The following is a 15,862-nucleotide window of genomic DNA, read 5'->3' on the forward strand; positions in this document are numbered from 1 at the left end:
GAGTGCGGACCCGGCCCTCAACAAGGAGTCACATCATGAAGAAGGTCCTGATTCCCGCTCTGACCGCCACCGCCCTCGCCGCCGCCCTGGTCACCACGGCGCTTCCCGCAGCGGCCAACGGTTCGACGGTCAAGGCGACCACAGTGTCGAGCAGCACCAGCGGGCCCACTGACCCGGGGGGCGAGAAGGTCCCGGCCGGATTCACCGAGCACCGGGTCAAGGTGGGGGACGTCCACATCGACTACATCGCCGGCGGACACGGCAAGACCCTGGTCCTGCTGCACGGCTACCCGCAGACCTGGTACGAGTGGCGCAAGGTGCTGCCCGAGCTGAGCAAGCACTACCACGTCATCGCTCCCGACCTGCGCGGCGCCGGCCGCAGTGATGCACCCGCCACCGGCTACGACAAGAAGACCCTCGCCAACGACATCCACGGGCTGCTGGTACGGCTGCACCGGGACAAGGACGTCCGCCTGGTCGGCCACGACATCGGCACCATGGTCGCCTACTCCTACGCTGCCGCCCACCCCCAGGAGGTGACCAAGCTCGTGCTGAGTGAGGCCCCGATCCCCGACCAGAGCATCTTCAACTGGCCGGCACTGACCCCGGCCGGTCCCGGTCTGTGGAACTTCGGCTTCTTCAACGTCACCAACGGCCTGCCCGAGCAGACGGTCCGCGGCCGTGAGACCCAGTGGGTCGCCAGCTTCGGCGACATGCTGGAGCACGACAAGAGCGGCATCAGCCGCAAGGACGCCTCGGTCTACGGAACCTATCTGAAGGACCCCGCCCACCTGAGCGCCAGCTTCAAGTGGTTCCGCACCATGAACCAGGACGTCGCCGACGACGCGGGCTACTCCAAGAACAAGCTCACGATGCCGGTCCTCGCCATAGGCGCCCAGTACAGCCTGGGTGACCTCGTCCCCGACCAGGTCCGCAAGTACGCCGCCAGCGTCAGCGGCGCGGTGGTACCGAACTCGGGCCACTGGATCTACGAGGAGCAGCCGGCCGCGGCCACCAAGCTCCTGCTCGACTTCCTGGGCAGGTGATCGGCTAGCTGGCCAAACCGCCAGGCGGGCCCGGACCACCATTCCGGGCCCGCCTCCACGGCTGGGCAACGGGCCTCAGAGCCGTGCGGGCGGGGACCGGTGCCCATCGGTGATGAAGGACTCCAAGGGCAGGAACCGGAGTTCGGAAGCGGTCAAGCAGCCCGTGAAGGGCGATACGGGCCTCCAGCCCTGCCTCGGCTCCCCGGCCGTGGCATCGCGACCGAGGAGAACGACCGGCTGCTGGTGGAACTCGCGGCCGAGGCCTGACGAACCGTCAGCTCTCAGCCGCCCTCGAGGTGAGCGAGGTAGCGGTGGGGAACCGTCTGACGCGGCGGTTCGCCGGGACCGGTACCCGCTCGCGCCTGGAACTGACCACGGCACTGGGCGACAGCCGGCGACCGCACGCGATTCCCCGTGCCGCACCTCATATAAGCCCACACCTCACGGCGTACGCCACGGCGTGGGTTCGATTACGGAGATTGAGCCGCTTCATCAGGTTGTAGAGAATGTTCTTGACCGTCCGCTCGGAATAGCTGAGCTTTTGGGCTATCTCCTGCAGATCGCAGCCCGCGGACACCAAGCGCAGGACGTCAATCTCTCGGGGAGTCAGACCAGAGGCGGTCAGTCCGTGCCGGGCGAGCACGTCGCGGTTGGTCCGCAGTACCTGATCGAACAGTTTCCCCTGGAGCTCGGGCGGGAAATCACCGCACCCCTCGCCGACGCTCACTACGGTGTTGGTGAACGCCGCCGGAGTAAACTCACTGCGCCACATCACGGCACGCACGCCGCACTCCAGCGCCGCATAGAGGTCCGCCTGCCACTGATCGCCGATGATGAGCAGGAAACGAGGGTCGGTCATTTCTGCCGACAGTTGGCTGAGCATGTCCAAGCTCGCCACGACCACGGTGTCCAGAGCCACGACGAAGACGTCGGCCTCCTGCAGTTGGGCAGTGGCGACCAGGCTCAGTCGGGGCTCCAGCCGGATATGTCCGACCAAACCCAGTCGGGTAATGGGGTCGGCCGCATGGACCGCCACGCTGATCGGGCTCATTGTCATCTCCTGCGGTAGGAATCGTGCTCGGCGAAGACGAACGGGTGGCCAGAGCCTCTTTTCGGTACTGCCCGGCTCCTCCTCAGGCGTATGTATGGCAAAGGTTCACGGGATCACCCGAGCGCCGGTTCCGCCCCGTTTTCGGTCGGCCCCCAAGAGGTGACGGGCTTGCCCATGCGGACGGGTCCCACAGGCATCCCGACGCCTCGGCCAGGGGTGCGGCTGACGTAGGGAAAGGTCGCGCGAGTCGCACCGGGGCCGCGGTCTCCCAGAAACCCTGCTGACCTGCGGCGTCGCGCCTCGGGTTCCGGCATGGGCGTGCGCGTTCCCGGGGTCGCCGGTGCGCAGGCCGTGGGCCTGCTCGATGAACCGCTCCACAAACCCGTCAATCACGGAGTCGTCGATGATGACGCGATTGGTCGCCATGCAGATCTGGCCCTGGTGGTCATAGCTGCCGAACACGGCGCATTCCACGGCCCGTTCGAGATCGGCGTCGTTCAGCACCCCCAGCGGTCCGTTTCCGCCCAGTTCCAGCGCGAGCCCCTTCAGACCCGCCTTGGCGGCGAGGCCACGCCCCACGAGGGTGGAACTAGTGAACGAGATCACCCTGGGGGCCTCATGCTCGACGAGACGGTCGCCGGCGTCCCGGCTGCGGCCGATCTGACACCGAGCTTGGCGAAGATGTGCTTCATGTGCGTGTTGACGGTGTGCACGGACACAGGGAGACGCTCAGCTTTGGCCCGATTGGTGAGGACGTCCACGACGAGCGGGATCAGTTTCCGCCCGGGCTCCGTCAGACGCTCCCACCCCCGGAGGACTGGCCGTGGGGTGCGGTACCACGCCGCTGCGCACGGCCGAAGGCGCCGTCGGATCCGCTCGTGATCGCGCACGGCTCCTGAGGCCGACGCCAGATGCCCTGCCTCTTCGAGGTACGGTCCGATCCGGCCAGGAGCACCCCGAGGTCCTCACAGGCGGCCGCCGGGGCCAATGGCCTGCCGCTGCTCCGGTAGGCGCGGTGATGGTGGAGGACAGTTCGCCCGGCGGCCCGTCGAGAAGGCCGTTTGACACGGGCGCGGACCGCCCCAATGATCTGCTGGCCGTCGTTCTGTGCGGCCAGGCCGCGGAGTGCTTCGGACACGGCCCGCACAGCCGCCGAAACCGCCTCCCGCAGCATCGCCTTCGGCCTGCCCATGGCCAAGTTCCTCGTCCCCGAGCTGCCCTTCGCCGGTGAGGGAGAGAAGAGAGTGGTCTGGTCAGCTACCACGGCCCGGCACAGCGTCGTCACGTTCAACCACCGACGTTCGGTGGCGGCCCAGCCCCTGACGTCCAGCGCATCCATCGAAGATTCCGGGGCCCGTGCGGTGCCCAGGACCTCGGAACTCACGCGGAGCCCTCGCCGAGCACGGCGAGGAACGTCTCGTCCTCTACGTAGATCTCGAGAGCCCTGATCAGGCCGTCGGTGACGCGCCAGACGTGAACTTCGTGGGAGTCAAAAGGACGGCCGTTGGCGCGGACGGTGCCCCGGGTGCGTCCCACCTGGACCACACGGTCCCCGGCCTGGTAGACCGCCTCGGGCTCGACGGTGCTGCTGATGTGGGAACTGACAGTGGTGAAGAACTCCCGGAACCCCGCAAGCCCCTGGTAGAAGCCCCCCCAGGGCAGCCTGTCGGACTGCCGGATAGTGATCTCCGGATGGACGAGCGCAGCCGCTGCCGCCGCGTCTCCATTCCTGATCGCCTCATATGCCGCATAGACGACTTCCATGCCATCCCGCTTCATCGGTGCCCCTCTCTTTCTGTCGGGGGCCGGACGCGCCGGTCGCGCGTCCGATCTCCGCCCAGAGTGATCGATCCGCCCCCGCATCGCTTCGGTCATTCGACTGGGGGATCCGCGTACGTCGCGATCAGTTTTGCCTTCCAGCCGGGCAGCGACCTCCGCGCCAAGCCAGGTACAGGACACCCTCGCGGACCTGAGTCATGTGACTGCCCGTTCACCCGTGACCGCCGCGCGATCCGCGGTTGCTCACCAGGAACAGAACTTCCCCCCGCTGCGGGCACGTTGCTGCCATCGACGACACGGGAGACCCCGCACCCTTCCGCGGCGACTCCACACGCCGTCAGGGCCTGGTTTGTCTCCATCAGTCAGCGATCCGCTCGGTGAGCGACTCGGCCGTTTGCTACACCTCCGCGCTGTCTTCGACCAAGCGGCGGTGGAGTTCCTTGGTCATGGCGTGGATCGCGCGAGTCAGGTCGGTGTTGGTCTTGAGTTCCAACTCCTGCTCGACGAAATCATGGTCGGCCTTCATCTGCTGGAAGGCGGCCTGCCGATTCTGGCCGATCATGACGAACGTGGACAGGAAGATCGCCTCCAGAGACACCACCAGGGTCAAGGTGGGCCAGGGACTGGCCTCGAGGAACACCATCCAGAACGCGAAAACGATCGCATGCAGATAGACGAAGGGCATCGAACCGGCGAACCGTGTGATCGCGTCGGCGATGCGCAGTTGGACATCCTCCGCACGGCGCTCGCGATGCGCCACCACTGCCGGGTGGTGGTCCATGCCATCTTGCTCGCTCATCTCAACCTGCCTCTCGCGTACCGCGGTGTTCTGGGCCCTGCCGACGGCACGATCCGGCAACCGCCAGAGCCTCCGCAGCGGAGGGAGGCGGCGCCGGAGACTCACCTCGCGGTCGCGTCGGTGGTCCGGTGACGCCTGCGCCGGGTCATCCTCGCAGCAAGGCCGTTCTCTCCGCCGGTCAGGTCACCGGTACGTCCTCCGCCGGCCGGGGTCGTCCGGTGCGGCGGTGGCACGGTCGGGGCCCGCCGAGCAGGCGGGCTTTCGGCGCGTCCGGAGCTGGCGATCCGGGCCAGGCAGTGCGACGGACCCCGTTCACCTGGTCGGCGAGCCGCCGTGCCTGCGAGCCGTCACCGCGCAGCCATTCGAGCTTGCGGCAACCGCACAACACGACATCAACACGGGCACGCCACACAGCGTCCTGGCCAGGAGCGCTACCCCGAATCGACCGAAGCGAGGCACCCCCCTACCAGGGTCGGGTCCCGGCCGTCGGGGTCGACGAGCCGGAACCAGGGGGCGCTGCTTAAATTCTCCCCCTCGCGAACGGGGAGATTCCTGGCTCACGCTGCGGGCGATCGATGTGAAGTGGCGCCTCGGTGTCCCCGCCGTCGGCTGGAAATACCCGCCAAGCGGATACGGCTGACTGACGGCGACGAGATCGAGTACGACCGGCTGCTGATCGCCACCGGCATACGGGCGCGGCCTGGCCGAACGTTGGGCGCTCATCCTCGACCTGGCACCTCCGTGACAGGGCCCACAAATATGCATACGAGATGCATATTTTTGTTAGGCTTGGGCTGCGCTCGTCTTCCGGCACGTGCGGCGGCCGAGGGCCCCGCCTCGACGTCGAACCCGGGGCTCGCGGATGTTCCACCTCGTCCTCGCCACGATCGGCGCCGTACTCGTCCTGGAAAGGCTGTGCCCGTGCCATCCGAACATGACCTCTCGAGCCGCGACGATGTGTCCGCCCTGGTCACCGAGTTCTATCGGCGAGCCTTCGCGGACCCGCTGATCGGTCCGATCTTCACCGACATCGCACATATGGATCTCGCCGCCCATCTGCCCGTGATGTGCGACTTCTGGGAGACCGTGCTCTTCCGGGCGGGTCTCTACCGCCGCAACGCCCTGCAGGTCCATGTGCGGTTGCACTGGCTCGCCCCGCTGGAGGCCGAGCACTTCGCGCGTTGGCTGGCACTGTGGACAGGCACGGTGGACGACCTGTTCAGCGGCGAGAAAGCCGAGCTGGCCAAGGTCCAAGCCGAGCGTATCGGCGGATCGCTGCTGCGTAGGGTCCATGGTGCGGACGCCGGTGAGCTGGTCACCTTCCACCGCCACCCGGTCATGCCCCCGGCCCCGACTGGCCTCGGGCTCAAGCCGGCCCAGGAGATGTGAACGGTGGCACACCGTCCGCGCGCTCGCCGGCCGCGCCCGCCTCGCCGACCTCCTGGAAGCCGAACCCTACCTGGACGTACTCTCCACTACCTGCGTCCGCTCGCCTGGGAGCTCACCCGCCTCTCCAAGGCCAAGCGCGTCACGCCGGTCGTCCTGCTCGACACGTTCGAGGACACCTGTGACTGCACCCACCGGGACCTCGACCTCCGCTGGATCATCATCGCCGGCGATTCGACCCCCAACGTGCCGTGCGATTGCCGACGTTCGCCGTCCCCACGGTCCGGGCGAAGATCCAGCAACCCCCGGCCGTTCGCCGATGTCCCGCACGGTGGTGCATTCGAAAACGCGCTCGGCGAGCAACTCGCCCTCGGCCTGCACCAACAGCTCCCTGCTGCGCGCCGAGTCCCGTCGGCGCGCGGGCTTCTCCGCACTCGCCGACGGAACGCGGCCATCGGGACCGCTTCCTGGGCCTCCTGCGGGTGCTAGGCCAGGTACGCCATCTATCGGAGCCGTCTTGAGCTTCGACAGGATCGCTGCCTCGACGGTCATTGTCCACGTCGCCCACCGTGGAAGGCCCTCACGAGCCGGTGTCTGAACCCCGGCCTGAACATCGCTGCCACCGCGGGATCCGATCAGTTGGCGGTGGGCTCCTCGTAAGGGATGCGGCTCAGGTGCCGGACCTCTCCTAGGGTGCCCCATTCATCCCCGCCGAGCTTGGTGAGCGGGCGCAGGAGCTCGCTGCTGGGACGCTCGTCGACGATGCAGTCCTCGTCCGCCGCGGCATGGACCACCCGTCCGAAGACGAGGGTGGAGTTGCCCATGCGCAGGGTGGTGTGCGAACGGCACTCCAGAACCACGTGCGAGGTGGCCACTCTGGGGGGACGCACACACCTGCTGGCCTCGCGCTCAATGCCCGCGGTATCGAATTCGCTGACCGACCGGGGGTAGTCGATGGCGGTGGCGTTGATCAACTCCAGCAGCGATTCGGACGAGAAGTTGACGACGAACTCGCCGGTGTCCTCGACGTTGCGCAGGGAGTCCTTGCGGCCGATCGAGGTGAACTGCACGATCGGGGGATCGGTGCTGGCGATGCTGAAGAAAGAGTGGGGGGCGAGGTTCTCGGTGCCCCCCTTCGAGCTGATCGTGGAGACCCAGGCGATCGGGCGAGGGACGACGACTGACGTCAGGAACCTGTAGAAGGCCGCCCTGCCCATTGCCTCGGGATCGTATTCGATGCGCATGCGCCCAGTATTGATCCGAACGCGTTGCGCAACCATGGATGGGGGCGAGAGCGTGTTGGGCCGGGCCGCCTGGGCGGGGCCGGAGCCATGCCTGCGCTCGCCCACCAGGGGAGGTGAGCGGGCGCAGGCGGTGCGGTGAGTCGGTCAGAGTGTTGTTTGCCTGGTGCGGGGATGGTCCACCGTTCGTCGAGGTCGGCCGACTCCTGCTCACTGACCGCGTTGGCGAACGCGAAACGGGACTGCTCCGCCGTCAGGGACCCGGGCCGGTGCTCAACGCAAGCCGGGGGGCTGCGTCCAGCGCATCGCGAAGTTCTACGACCGGCACCACTGACCCGCCTCCGCGAGGCCATGGCCCATGGACGAGGTCGGCGAAGGCCGGTCGACAGTGCGTCCAGCACCTCCGTCGCACTGCGGGCCATCGCTAGGTTCATGCGTCGGCACGCGGGCACCGCTACGGAACGTGCGCCGTGCACGTCACGGACCGACCGGTCATTGCCACCGAACACAGGAACGGGGCTGTCGCCGGTGGGATACGACTGCGGCATGACGATCCGAGCACCTACGTCACGCACGCCGATCCGATGCAGTCACATGACTCAAGTCAGTTCAACTGCTTCGAACTTAGCGTGGCAGCCCAGGCCGCACCAGCTGCGGCAGGAGCTGACGCTGAGTGGAGCCAGAGATGACGTCCATGCCCGTCACGGGCCTCGTCGACGGAACGCCCGCACGGCCCGCCGACCTCGTCGTACGAAACGCGAAGATCTTCACGGGCGATGACCAGCGCCCCTTCGCCACCGCGCTGGCGGCCACCGCCGGCGTCATAGACACCGTTGGCGGAGACGCCGACGTCGCGGGTCTCATCGGATCGAAGACCGTGGTCGTGGATGCCATGGGCCGCCGCGTGGTGCCAGGGCTGAACGACTCGCACAACCATGTGGTCCGCGGAGGCCTGCACTACACCCTCGAACTGCGCTGGGACGGCGTGCGCACCTTGCGGCAGGCGCTCGCGATGCTGCGCGAGCAGGCAGCCCGGACGCCCCAGGGTCAATGGGTACGCGTGGCCGGCGGGTGGAGCGTGGAGTCGTTCGTCGAGCGCCGGATGCCCACCCCGGCCGAGCTGAACGAGGCCGCCCCGGACACGCCGGTGATCGTGACGCACCTCTACCAGGCGGCCATCCTCAACCGTGCCGCGCTGAAGGCGGCCGGGATCACCCGGGAGACCGCGGCGCCGCCCGGTGGCCAGATCGTCCGCGGCCACGACGGCGAACCCACCGGCATGCTGATCGCCTCCCCCAGCGCGCTGCTGCTCTACTCCACGATCGCCAAGGCCCCGGTCCTGGACCCCGAGGGCCAGCGGGAGTCCACCCGGCAGTTCCTCCACGAGCTGAACCGCTTCGGCCTGACCTCGCTCATCGACGCGGCAGGCGGCTTCCAGGACTTCCCGAGCGGCTACGCGGCCGTGACCGGCCTGCACGAGGCAGGCGAGCTGACGGTGCGCATCGCGTACCACCTCTTCCCGCAGACATTCGGCGGCGAGGTGGACGACCTGCGCCGCTGGATCGGTATGGTCCGCCCCGAGGACGGCGACGGCTGGCTGCGCTTCAACGGTGCCGGGGAGAACCTCATCTGGGCCGCCGCCGACTTCGAGAACTTCACCCAGCCGCGCCCCGAACTTCCTGCCTACGAGGGTGAGTTCGAGAAGGCCGTACGGCTGCTCATGGAGCACGGCTGGGGTTTCCGGCTGCACGCCACGTACGACGAGACCATCCGCCGCGACCTCGCCGTCTTCGAGAAACTCGCCGCCGAGGGGCTCTTCCCCAGCGGCAACCGCTGGCTCTTCGACCATGCGGAGACCATCTCCCCCGAGAGCCTGGACCGTGTCGCCGCGCTCGGCGGCGCCATCGGTGTGCAGCACCGGCTCGCCTACCAGGGCGAGACCTTCCGCGACCGCTACGGCGCCGAGGCCGCCGCCGCGGCCCCGCCGCTGGGCGCGATGCGGGAACGCGGACTGACCGTGGCGGCCGGGACGGACGCCACCCGCGTCTCCACCTACAACCCCTGGGTGGCCCTGTACTGGCTGGTCTCCGGGCGCAACGTGGCCGGTGTGCCGCTGCGCTCGCCCGCCAACCGGGTGGACCGGGAGACGGCTCTCGCGATGTACACGTCGGCCGGAGCGGCGCTCACCGGGGAAGAGGATGTCAAGGGCCATCTGAGCCCCGGTCATTACGCCGACCTCGCGGTGCTGAGCGACGACTACTTCACCGTCCCGGAAGACGAGATCCCCGCCATCGAGTCACTGCTCACCGTGGCGGGCGGCCGGATCGTCTACGCGGCGGGCCAGTTCGAAGGCCTCGCCGCGTCGGCACCGGCCGTGATGCCCGAGTGGAGCCCGATCGCCCACTTCGGCGGCTACCAGGCTTCACCGTGGCCCGCCCGCCCGGAGCGCTCCGGGGTCCGGCAGGCCGAGCTGCTGGGTCAGGCCGCCGCCGAATCCGCCGGCTACCGCCGCTGGCGCGTCGAGCGCGGTCTCGCCGCCGACGTCCCCGCCCTCGACGACCCCTGCTTCGGCTGAGGAGCATCCGATGACTGTGGGTCTGCTCATCCTCCGTCTCGTCACCGGACTGCTGCTGGCCGCGCACGGGCTGCAGAAGGTGAGCTTCCGACTGGGCGGACAGGGTCTGGCGGGCGGCATCGCCGAGTTCCGGGAGGACGGCTTCCGCGGCGGGGCGCTCACCGCCCTGGCCGCCGGCGGAGGTCAGATCACCGCCGGAATCCTCTTCCTCGCAGGGGCGCTCACTCCGCTTGCGGTCGCCACCGCCGTGGGTGTGATGACCGTCGCCGTCACCGTCAAATGGCCGAACGGGCCCTGGGCCCCGCACGACGGCTACGAATACCCCGGCTTCCTGGTGGTGGCCGCGGTGGTGCTCGGCTTCACAGGACCCGGGAGCTGGTCGCTCGACGACTTCTACGGGCCGACCCCCTGGCCCGGATGGGTGGCAGCGACCGCCGCCGCGGTCGGACTGGCCGCCGGCCTGCTCACCCGGCTCGCCCTGCACCGGGCCCCGCACACCCCCACCGCCGAGGAGACGTCATGAAGGCCGTCCTGCTCCGTACATCCGACCGGCTGCTGCCGAGCAGCTCCCACACCTACGGACCGCTGCCGACACTGCTCGTCGTGCTCACGTTCGTGACCGGCGTCGTGGACGCCGTCAGCTATCTCGGCCTGGGCCGTGTCTTCGTCGCCAACATGACGGGCAACGTGATCTTCTTCGCGTTCTCCCTGTCGGGGGCCAAGACCCTCTCCCTGTGGGCCTCGGCGCTGGCCATCGGCGCCTTCATGGCGGGGGCATGGGGCGAGGCCCGCATCGCGGGCAGCCCCGACGACACCGTGCGGCGCTTCCGGATGATCGTAGGCGTCCAGGCCCTGCTGGTGTCGGGCGCCGCCGTGACGGCCGCCGCGCTCGGGCACCACTCGACGGGAGCGATCGCCCTGCTGATCATCCTCCTCGGTTGCGGGATGGGCCTGCAGAACGCGGTCGTCCGCCGACTGGCCGTCCCCGACCTCACCACCACCGTGCTGACTCTGACCGTCACCGGGCTCGCCTCCGACCGCCCGGGCCGACCCACCATACGCCGCCTCACGTCCATCGCCGCGATGCTCTGCGGCGCCCTGTGCGGAGGCGCACTCACCCTGCACGCCGGGATCGCCTGGGCCCTTCTGCTCGCCCTGATCCTTCTGCTCACCGTGGCCGCCACGGCGAGCACCCCGACCGAAAGGAACCTCGCGTGACAACCGCCGACACCTCCGGATGGACTGCCCGACGCGCGCTGCTCAAGCGTGCTGCACTGGCCGCGTCCCTGCCTGCCGCCGCCACAGTGCTGGGCGGCGCCCTGACCGGCACCGCCCGCGCGGCCGACGGCCCCGACCTGCCCGACTTCGCCCCCGTGCCCAGCCAGGCATTCGGCCCGGCGCTCAACGAGAAGGGCTACTACGTGGGCCGCATCGGCGGCGCCTTGTATTGGGTCACCGACGGCAGCTACCAGGCGATGTTCCTCGCCACCCGTGAAGGCGTGGTACTGGTCGACGCCCCGCCCACGATCGGCCACAACCTGCAGCGCGCGATCGACGACGTCACCGGACCGCTCGGCCTGCCGAACCGGGTCACACACCTGGTCTACTCGCACTCCCACGCCGACCACATCGGCGCCGCCGGGCTGTGGGACAAGAACGTCGAGCGCATCGCCCATGTCGAGAACCGTCGCCTCCTGCGACGCGACGCCGACCCCGAGCGGCCGGTGCCCACCACCGTCTTCGAGGACCGCCTCACCGTCAAGGTTGGCGGCGAGCGCCTGGAACTGGCGTACCACGGACCCAACCACTCGCCGGACAACATTTACGTGTACGCGCCCGACTACCGCACCCTGATGCTGGTCGACGTCGTCTACCCGGGCTGGGTCCCCTTCAAGGAACTCGCGGTCTCGCAGGACATCCCCGGCTGGATCAAGGCCCATGACACGGCACTGAGCTACCCCTGGCGGACACTCGTCGGCGGCCACCTCGGGCGCCTGGGCCACCGCTCGGACGCGGAAACGCAGAAGCAGTACATGGACGACCTGACGGCCAGCACACACGCCGCCCTCACCGGGCTCGACCCGACCCCGTACTTCGCCAAGTACGGGCCGTCCGGCAACGCCTGGGCCATCTTCAAGACCTACCTGGCCGCCGTAGCCGAGCACGCCGCCGCCCCGGTGACCGACAAGTACCTGGGGGTCCTGGCCGCCGCCGACGTCTTCACCGTGGACAACGCCGCCGCGCTGCTCGAATCGCTCCGCATCGACTCCGACGTCCTCGGCCCGTTCGGGATCCACGCGTGACCGCCAAGGCACCGATCGGCTTTTTCACCCACGTGATCCCGGTGGGAGGCATCGACATCGAGTACGCGCGCGGTGGCGAGGGCCCCACCGTGGTGCTGCTGCACGGCTATCCGCAGACCTGGTACGAGTGGCGGGGCGTCATGCTCGCCCTCGCCGAGCACTACACCGTCATCGCGCCCAGCCTGCGCGGCGCCGGCCGGTCCAGCGCGCCCCTCGACGGCTACGACAAGAAGACCATGGCCGCGGATGTGCACGCTCTGTTGCGTCACCTCAACCTGGCCGACGACGTGCGCCTGGTCGGCCACGACATCGGCAGCATGGTCGCCTACGCCTACGCCGCGCAGTTCCCCGGCACGGTACGACGGCTGGTGCTCAGCGAGGCGCCGATCCCCGACGAGAGCATCTACCGCGCCCCCGCACTGACCGCCGCCGGGCCCGGAGCCTGGAACTGGGGATTCTTCAACCTGGAAGAAGGCACACCCGAGAGCGTAATCTCCGGACGGGAGCGGACCTGGGTCGAAGGGTTCATCGGCGCCAAGGCCGTTCAGAAGCACCGGGCGACCGACGCGACCGCACTGGACGAGTACGCCCTGCGGCTCAGCGACCCCGCGCATCTGCGGGCGAGTCTCGCCTGGTTTCGCGCGTTCGACCAAGACGTCGCCGACAACGCGGAGTTCGGCAAGACGCCCCTTGAGATGCCCATTCTGGCCGTCGGTGCGGCATCGAGCCACGCCACACGCGTCGCGGACCAGGTGCGACAGTACGCACGGCACGTCCAGGGCGTGGTCGTCGACGACTGCGGCCACTGGCTCTACGAGGAGCAGCCCCTCGAAACCGCCCGGCTGCTCCGGGGGTTCCTCGCCTGACACACCGGCGCTGGACTCGTCATCGCCCGGACCGGGATCCTGCACTCTCCCGGTCCGGGCTGGGCGGTCTTCCCGACGCCCGTACCGCATTCCGCATGCGCAGTCATCCGACTCAGGCCGCTCCGAGTACTGCTCACGCACTTGTGAGAAGAGCCGCGCCGTGCTGACCGTGCCCCTGCGGCTCCCGCCAGGACGGTTGGGCGCAAGGACGTTCGCCGATGCGCTCATGTCCGCGGAGGCCGACGCCCTCTGCCGCGCCGTATACGGGGAGGTTCGGGAGCGTGCCGGCGTATGTGGTGCGGCCCTCGCCTGCCTGAATGGTGGTGACGGCCGCCCACTGTCCAAAGTGCGGGTGGTCGCAGCCGGCGAGGACCGTGGCTCCCTCGGCGTTGAGCCCGTCGGTCCACATCGTCACGGCGGCAGACTCGTCGAGTTCGAGTTCGGTGTCCTTGGAGACGACCGTCACGTCCTCGGTGAGGTTGCTGAACTCGTCGTACCCAGACACTGGCGGACTCGGCAAGCCGGACCGGCATGGCGTCGGTGCGGGCTCGGGTCTTGTCGTCGGCGTAGCTGGCGCGAGGGCCGCGCGCCGGCGTCGCCGCCTACGGGCTCATGGCCCACACCATGGACCTCGTCGACCTCGCCCGGACCACACTCCATAGGCCCTGTTCGACCTGATGCGCCCGGTCGACGAGGCCGTACGGGAATGGCCCCGCAAGACGCGGCCGGACGCGACACCCACTCTGGTACGGGATCCTCAACGCCGCTGACTTCGGCGTTCCGCAGACGCGAAGGAGGGCGATCCTGCCTGAGGTCGGTCTGCGGCCTGTGCGCGGTGCGGCCACGTAGCCGACGGTACGCACTGAGCGACCAAGAGCGGTACGCCATCCGGAGGGACTGACCGAGGCGGCCCGCGAGGCGATCACGAGCCGGTTGCCGAGACCGGTTTCAGTCATATGACGGAAGCCACCCGTTCTGACCTTCTCGCATCCTGAACAGGAATCACACGCCCGCAGTGAGTCCAGGGGGCACGGGGCCAGGGCCGGTCGGAACACCGCCCTCATCGCAAGGAGTGATGGACTGATGACCACCATGCGTGCTGTTCGAGCTCACAAGCGGGGCGGTCCGGAGCAGCTGGTGTACGAGAGCGCACCACGTCCCGAACCGGCCGCGGGCGAGGTGCTTGTGTCCGTGCACGCCGCCTCCATCACCAACGGCGAGCTCGCCTGGGAGGCCACATGGACTGACAGCTTCGACGGGACCGGCAGCGATCGCACGCCGGTCGTTCCCTCGCATGAGGTCAGCGGAGTCGTGGCCGAACTCGGTTCGGCCGTTACCGGCCTCGCCGTGGGAGACGAGGTGTACGGGCTGATCCCGTTCACGCGTGACGGAGCCACTGCCGAGTACGTCACCGTTCCCGCGGACGCACTGGCAGCCAAGCCGTCCCGGCTGGACCATGCCGGTGCGGCGGCCGTCCCGCTGGCGGCCCTCACTGCCTGGCAGGCACTGGTCGGCCATGCCTCGTTGACGACCGGGCAGCACGTCCTGGTCCACGGCGGGGCCGGAGGTGTCGGCTCCTTCGCCGTGCAGATCGCCGCAGCACTCGGCGCGCGAGTGACGGCGACGGCTTCCGCACGAGACCGGGAATTCGTCGCACGGCTCGGCGCGGACCAGGTCATCGACTACGCTGGCGACCGCTTCGAGGACCGCGTGGACGGCGCCGACCTCGTGCTGGACACGGTCGGCGGCGACACACTGGCCCGCTCATGGGCGGCGCTGCGCCCGGGCGGCACCCTGATCAGTATCGTGCAGCCCCCGAATCCGGATGACGCCGCCTCGCGCGGAGCACGCGGGGTGTTCTTCGTCGTCGAGCCGGACCGTACCGGTCTCGAGGCCGTCACCGAGCTGATCGACAACGGCAGCCTCACCCCGGTCGTGGACCGTGTCGTCCCCCTGTCCGAGACTCCTGCCGCCTACGCGGCCCTGCAGTCGGAACATCCCAGAGGGAAGATCGTGATCCGGGTGAGCGAAGACACCGGCGTCGCCTGAATCGGGAGGTCGTGGGCCACCGGTTCGATAGGCCGGTGACGCATTACCCGTGCCTGTCACGACGTCATGGCCGCGTGCCCCTGCCGCCCCGGCCAAGGGTCCGCGACGGGGTCGACGTATCCCTGAACGCTCGCCAAGGGTGCTGCGCACCACCATCGCGACGCGTGCGCGTACGTCCGCTGCGCAGCTGAGGTACAGGGCGGCGAGCGCCTCATCGCGGATGGACTCCAGCAGATCCTGCGGCCCCAGTCCGCTCTGCCTGGCGGCACTATTCAGAAGAGTAGCCAGATCACCGATGGCCCGACATTCGATGAAGCCCGCGCAGGCGCCGGCCACGCACGGCCGGCCCCTGGGTTTCCTGTCGTGCGGTGTATTCCTCATGGACGGTCATGATCATTCCTTCCACGGCCCCGAAGGACATCGCCTGATCGGAAACAGTGCACCCGGCCGCCCTTTACGTCCCACCGGAGCTGCCACCATCGCACCGCCTTCACATCGTTCGACGCTTCCGTCAAGCGACTGCATCTTCATCTGAAATCCGGTGAGACAACGGGCCGGGCACGGAGACGCTTCGTGGAGAGCGAGACACCCGGTTTCAGTACTGCGACGGAACGACTCCCGGCGCATCCGAGCCGCGCTCGTCACACCACATCGCACCTCGACCGCAGTCGGATGACGGATACCCCGGACGTTCGGAAAGCGCCAGGCTGTTCACGCCCTAGAATTGATCCGAATCCCTGGAATCGTCGTGGCCTATGCGGTAAACG

15 protein-coding genes and 1 pseudogene are annotated in these 15,862 nt (G+C 68.7%); 9 read left to right on the forward strand and 7 right to left on the reverse strand.

Features of this window, described 5'->3' with window-relative positions; translation table 11 throughout:
• Window positions 1-35: 35 nt before the first annotated feature.
• The gene (locus OG798_RS55710; protein ID WP_328760473.1) at window positions 36-1,046 is read left to right on the forward strand and encodes an alpha/beta fold hydrolase; all 1,011 of its coding nucleotides are present in this window, start codon (window positions 36-38) and stop codon (window positions 1,044-1,046) included.
• Between the two features lie 424 nt (window positions 1,047-1,470).
• Here OG798_RS55710 and OG798_RS55715 read toward each other — a convergent pair whose 3' ends face one another.
• From OG798_RS55715 to OG798_RS55730, 5 genes are all read right to left on the reverse strand, one after another.
• A complete protein-coding gene (locus tag OG798_RS55715) occupies window positions 1,471-2,097 on the reverse strand; it encodes a helix-turn-helix transcriptional regulator (protein ID WP_328760474.1) in 627 nt (208 codons plus the stop codon).
• 105 nt (window positions 2,098-2,202) lie between these two features.
• A complete protein-coding gene (locus OG798_RS55720) occupies window positions 2,203-2,703 on the reverse strand; it encodes an aldehyde dehydrogenase family protein (RefSeq protein WP_443054265.1) in 501 nt (166 codons plus the stop codon).
• Window positions 2,700-2,987, reverse strand: coding sequence for a helix-turn-helix transcriptional regulator (locus OG798_RS57080; protein WP_443054266.1), 288 nt, complete (start codon window positions 2,985-2,987; stop codon window positions 2,700-2,702). Before OG798_RS57080 ends, OG798_RS55720 begins: the two co-directional genes overlap by 4 nt.
• Window positions 2,988-3,477: 490 nt before the next feature.
• A complete protein-coding gene (locus OG798_RS55725) occupies window positions 3,478-3,861 on the reverse strand; it encodes a nuclear transport factor 2 family protein (RefSeq protein WP_328760476.1) in 384 nt (127 codons plus the stop codon).
• Window positions 3,862-4,273: 412 nt separating this feature from the next.
• Complete coding sequence (locus OG798_RS55730) at window positions 4,274-4,675, reverse strand: DUF1003 domain-containing protein (RefSeq protein ID WP_328760478.1); 402 nt, start codon at window positions 4,673-4,675, stop codon at window positions 4,274-4,276.
• A 921-nt stretch (window positions 4,676-5,596) separates the two neighbouring features.
• On the opposite strand from OG798_RS55730, the gene OG798_RS55735 reads away from it, so the two are divergent.
• The gene (locus tag OG798_RS55735; RefSeq protein WP_328760480.1) at window positions 5,597-6,064 is read left to right on the forward strand and encodes a group III truncated hemoglobin; all 468 of its coding nucleotides are present in this window, start codon (window positions 5,597-5,599) and stop codon (window positions 6,062-6,064) included.
• Window positions 6,065-6,696: 632 nt separating this feature from the next.
• Here the strand turns inward: OG798_RS55735 and OG798_RS55740 are convergent.
• Window positions 6,697-7,305, reverse strand: a complete 609-nt coding sequence (locus tag OG798_RS55740) for a flavin reductase family protein (RefSeq protein WP_328760482.1) — start codon at window positions 7,303-7,305, stop codon at window positions 6,697-6,699.
• A 682-nt stretch (window positions 7,306-7,987) separates the two neighbouring features.
• Between OG798_RS55740 and OG798_RS55745 the strand changes: the two genes are divergently transcribed.
• Genes OG798_RS55745 through OG798_RS55765 form a run of 5 tightly spaced genes read left to right on the forward strand, consistent with a single transcriptional unit; the run spans window position 7,988 to window position 13,046 of the window.
• On the forward strand, window positions 7,988-9,877 hold the full coding sequence (locus OG798_RS55745) for an amidohydrolase (protein WP_328760483.1): 1,890 nt from the start codon (window positions 7,988-7,990) through the stop codon (window positions 9,875-9,877).
• Between the two features lie 10 nt (window positions 9,878-9,887).
• Window positions 9,888-10,400: a DoxX family protein gene (locus OG798_RS55750; protein ID WP_328760485.1), complete on the forward strand. Its 513-nt coding sequence runs from the start codon at window positions 9,888-9,890 to the stop codon at window positions 10,398-10,400.
• A complete protein-coding gene (locus tag OG798_RS55755; RefSeq protein ID WP_328760487.1) occupies window positions 10,397-11,095 on the forward strand; it encodes a YoaK family protein in 699 nt (232 codons plus the stop codon). The genes OG798_RS55750 and OG798_RS55755 overlap by 4 nt, the downstream gene beginning before the upstream one ends.
• The gene (locus OG798_RS55760; RefSeq protein WP_328760488.1) at window positions 11,092-12,180 is read left to right on the forward strand and encodes an MBL fold metallo-hydrolase; all 1,089 of its coding nucleotides are present in this window, start codon (window positions 11,092-11,094) and stop codon (window positions 12,178-12,180) included. Before OG798_RS55755 ends, OG798_RS55760 begins: the two co-directional genes overlap by 4 nt.
• On the forward strand, window positions 12,177-13,046 hold the full coding sequence (locus tag OG798_RS55765) for an alpha/beta fold hydrolase (protein WP_328760490.1): 870 nt from the start codon (window positions 12,177-12,179) through the stop codon (window positions 13,044-13,046). Before OG798_RS55760 ends, OG798_RS55765 begins: the two co-directional genes overlap by 4 nt.
• A gap of 133 nt (window positions 13,047-13,179) precedes the next feature.
• Here the strand turns inward: OG798_RS55765 and OG798_RS55770 are convergent, their stop codons facing one another.
• Entirely contained in the window at window positions 13,180-13,551 is a 372-nt protein-coding gene (locus OG798_RS55770) for a hypothetical protein (RefSeq protein WP_328760492.1), read from the reverse strand.
• Between the two features lie 236 nt (window positions 13,552-13,787).
• Between OG798_RS55770 and OG798_RS55775 the strand changes: the two are divergent.
• Window positions 13,788-13,853: pseudogene (locus OG798_RS55775) on the forward strand (DNA cytosine methyltransferase); the annotation flags it as partial.
• Window positions 13,854-14,138: 285 nt separating this feature from the next.
• Window positions 14,139-15,095: an NADP-dependent oxidoreductase gene (locus OG798_RS55780; protein WP_443054278.1), complete on the forward strand. Its 957-nt coding sequence runs from the start codon at window positions 14,139-14,141 to the stop codon at window positions 15,093-15,095.
• The last annotated feature ends 767 nt before the right edge of the window (window positions 15,096-15,862 follow it).

This window comes from Streptomyces sp. NBC_00271 (genome assembly GCF_036178845.1).
Taxonomy (GTDB): domain Bacteria; phylum Actinomycetota; class Actinomycetes; order Streptomycetales; family Streptomycetaceae; genus Streptomyces.

What these genes read in the sequence shown, in the direction of transcription:
- OG798_RS55710 (WP_328760473.1), top strand. Translation starts at nt 36, where the DNA reads ATGAAGAAGGTCCTGATTCCCGCTCTGACCGCCACCGCCCTCGCCGCC.
- OG798_RS55715 (WP_328760474.1), bottom strand. Translation starts at nt 2,097, where the DNA reads ATGAGCCCGATCAGCGTGGCGGTCCATGCGGCCGACCCCATTACCCGA.
- OG798_RS55725 (WP_328760476.1), bottom strand. Translation starts at nt 3,861, where the DNA reads ATGGAAGTCGTCTATGCGGCATATGAGGCGATCAGGAATGGAGACGCG.
- OG798_RS55730 (WP_328760478.1), bottom strand. Translation starts at nt 4,675, where the DNA reads ATGAGCGAGCAAGATGGCATGGACCACCACCCGGCAGTGGTGGCGCAT.
- OG798_RS55740 (WP_328760482.1), bottom strand. Translation starts at nt 7,305, where the DNA reads ATGCGCATCGAATACGATCCCGAGGCAATGGGCAGGGCGGCCTTCTAC.
- OG798_RS55745 (WP_328760483.1), top strand. Translation starts at nt 7,988, where the DNA reads ATGACGTCCATGCCCGTCACGGGCCTCGTCGACGGAACGCCCGCACGG.
- OG798_RS55750 (WP_328760485.1), top strand. Translation starts at nt 9,888, where the DNA reads ATGACTGTGGGTCTGCTCATCCTCCGTCTCGTCACCGGACTGCTGCTG.
- OG798_RS55755 (WP_328760487.1), top strand. Translation starts at nt 10,397, where the DNA reads ATGAAGGCCGTCCTGCTCCGTACATCCGACCGGCTGCTGCCGAGCAGC.
- OG798_RS55780 (WP_443054278.1), top strand. Translation starts at nt 14,139, where the DNA reads ATGCGTGCTGTTCGAGCTCACAAGCGGGGCGGTCCGGAGCAGCTGGTG.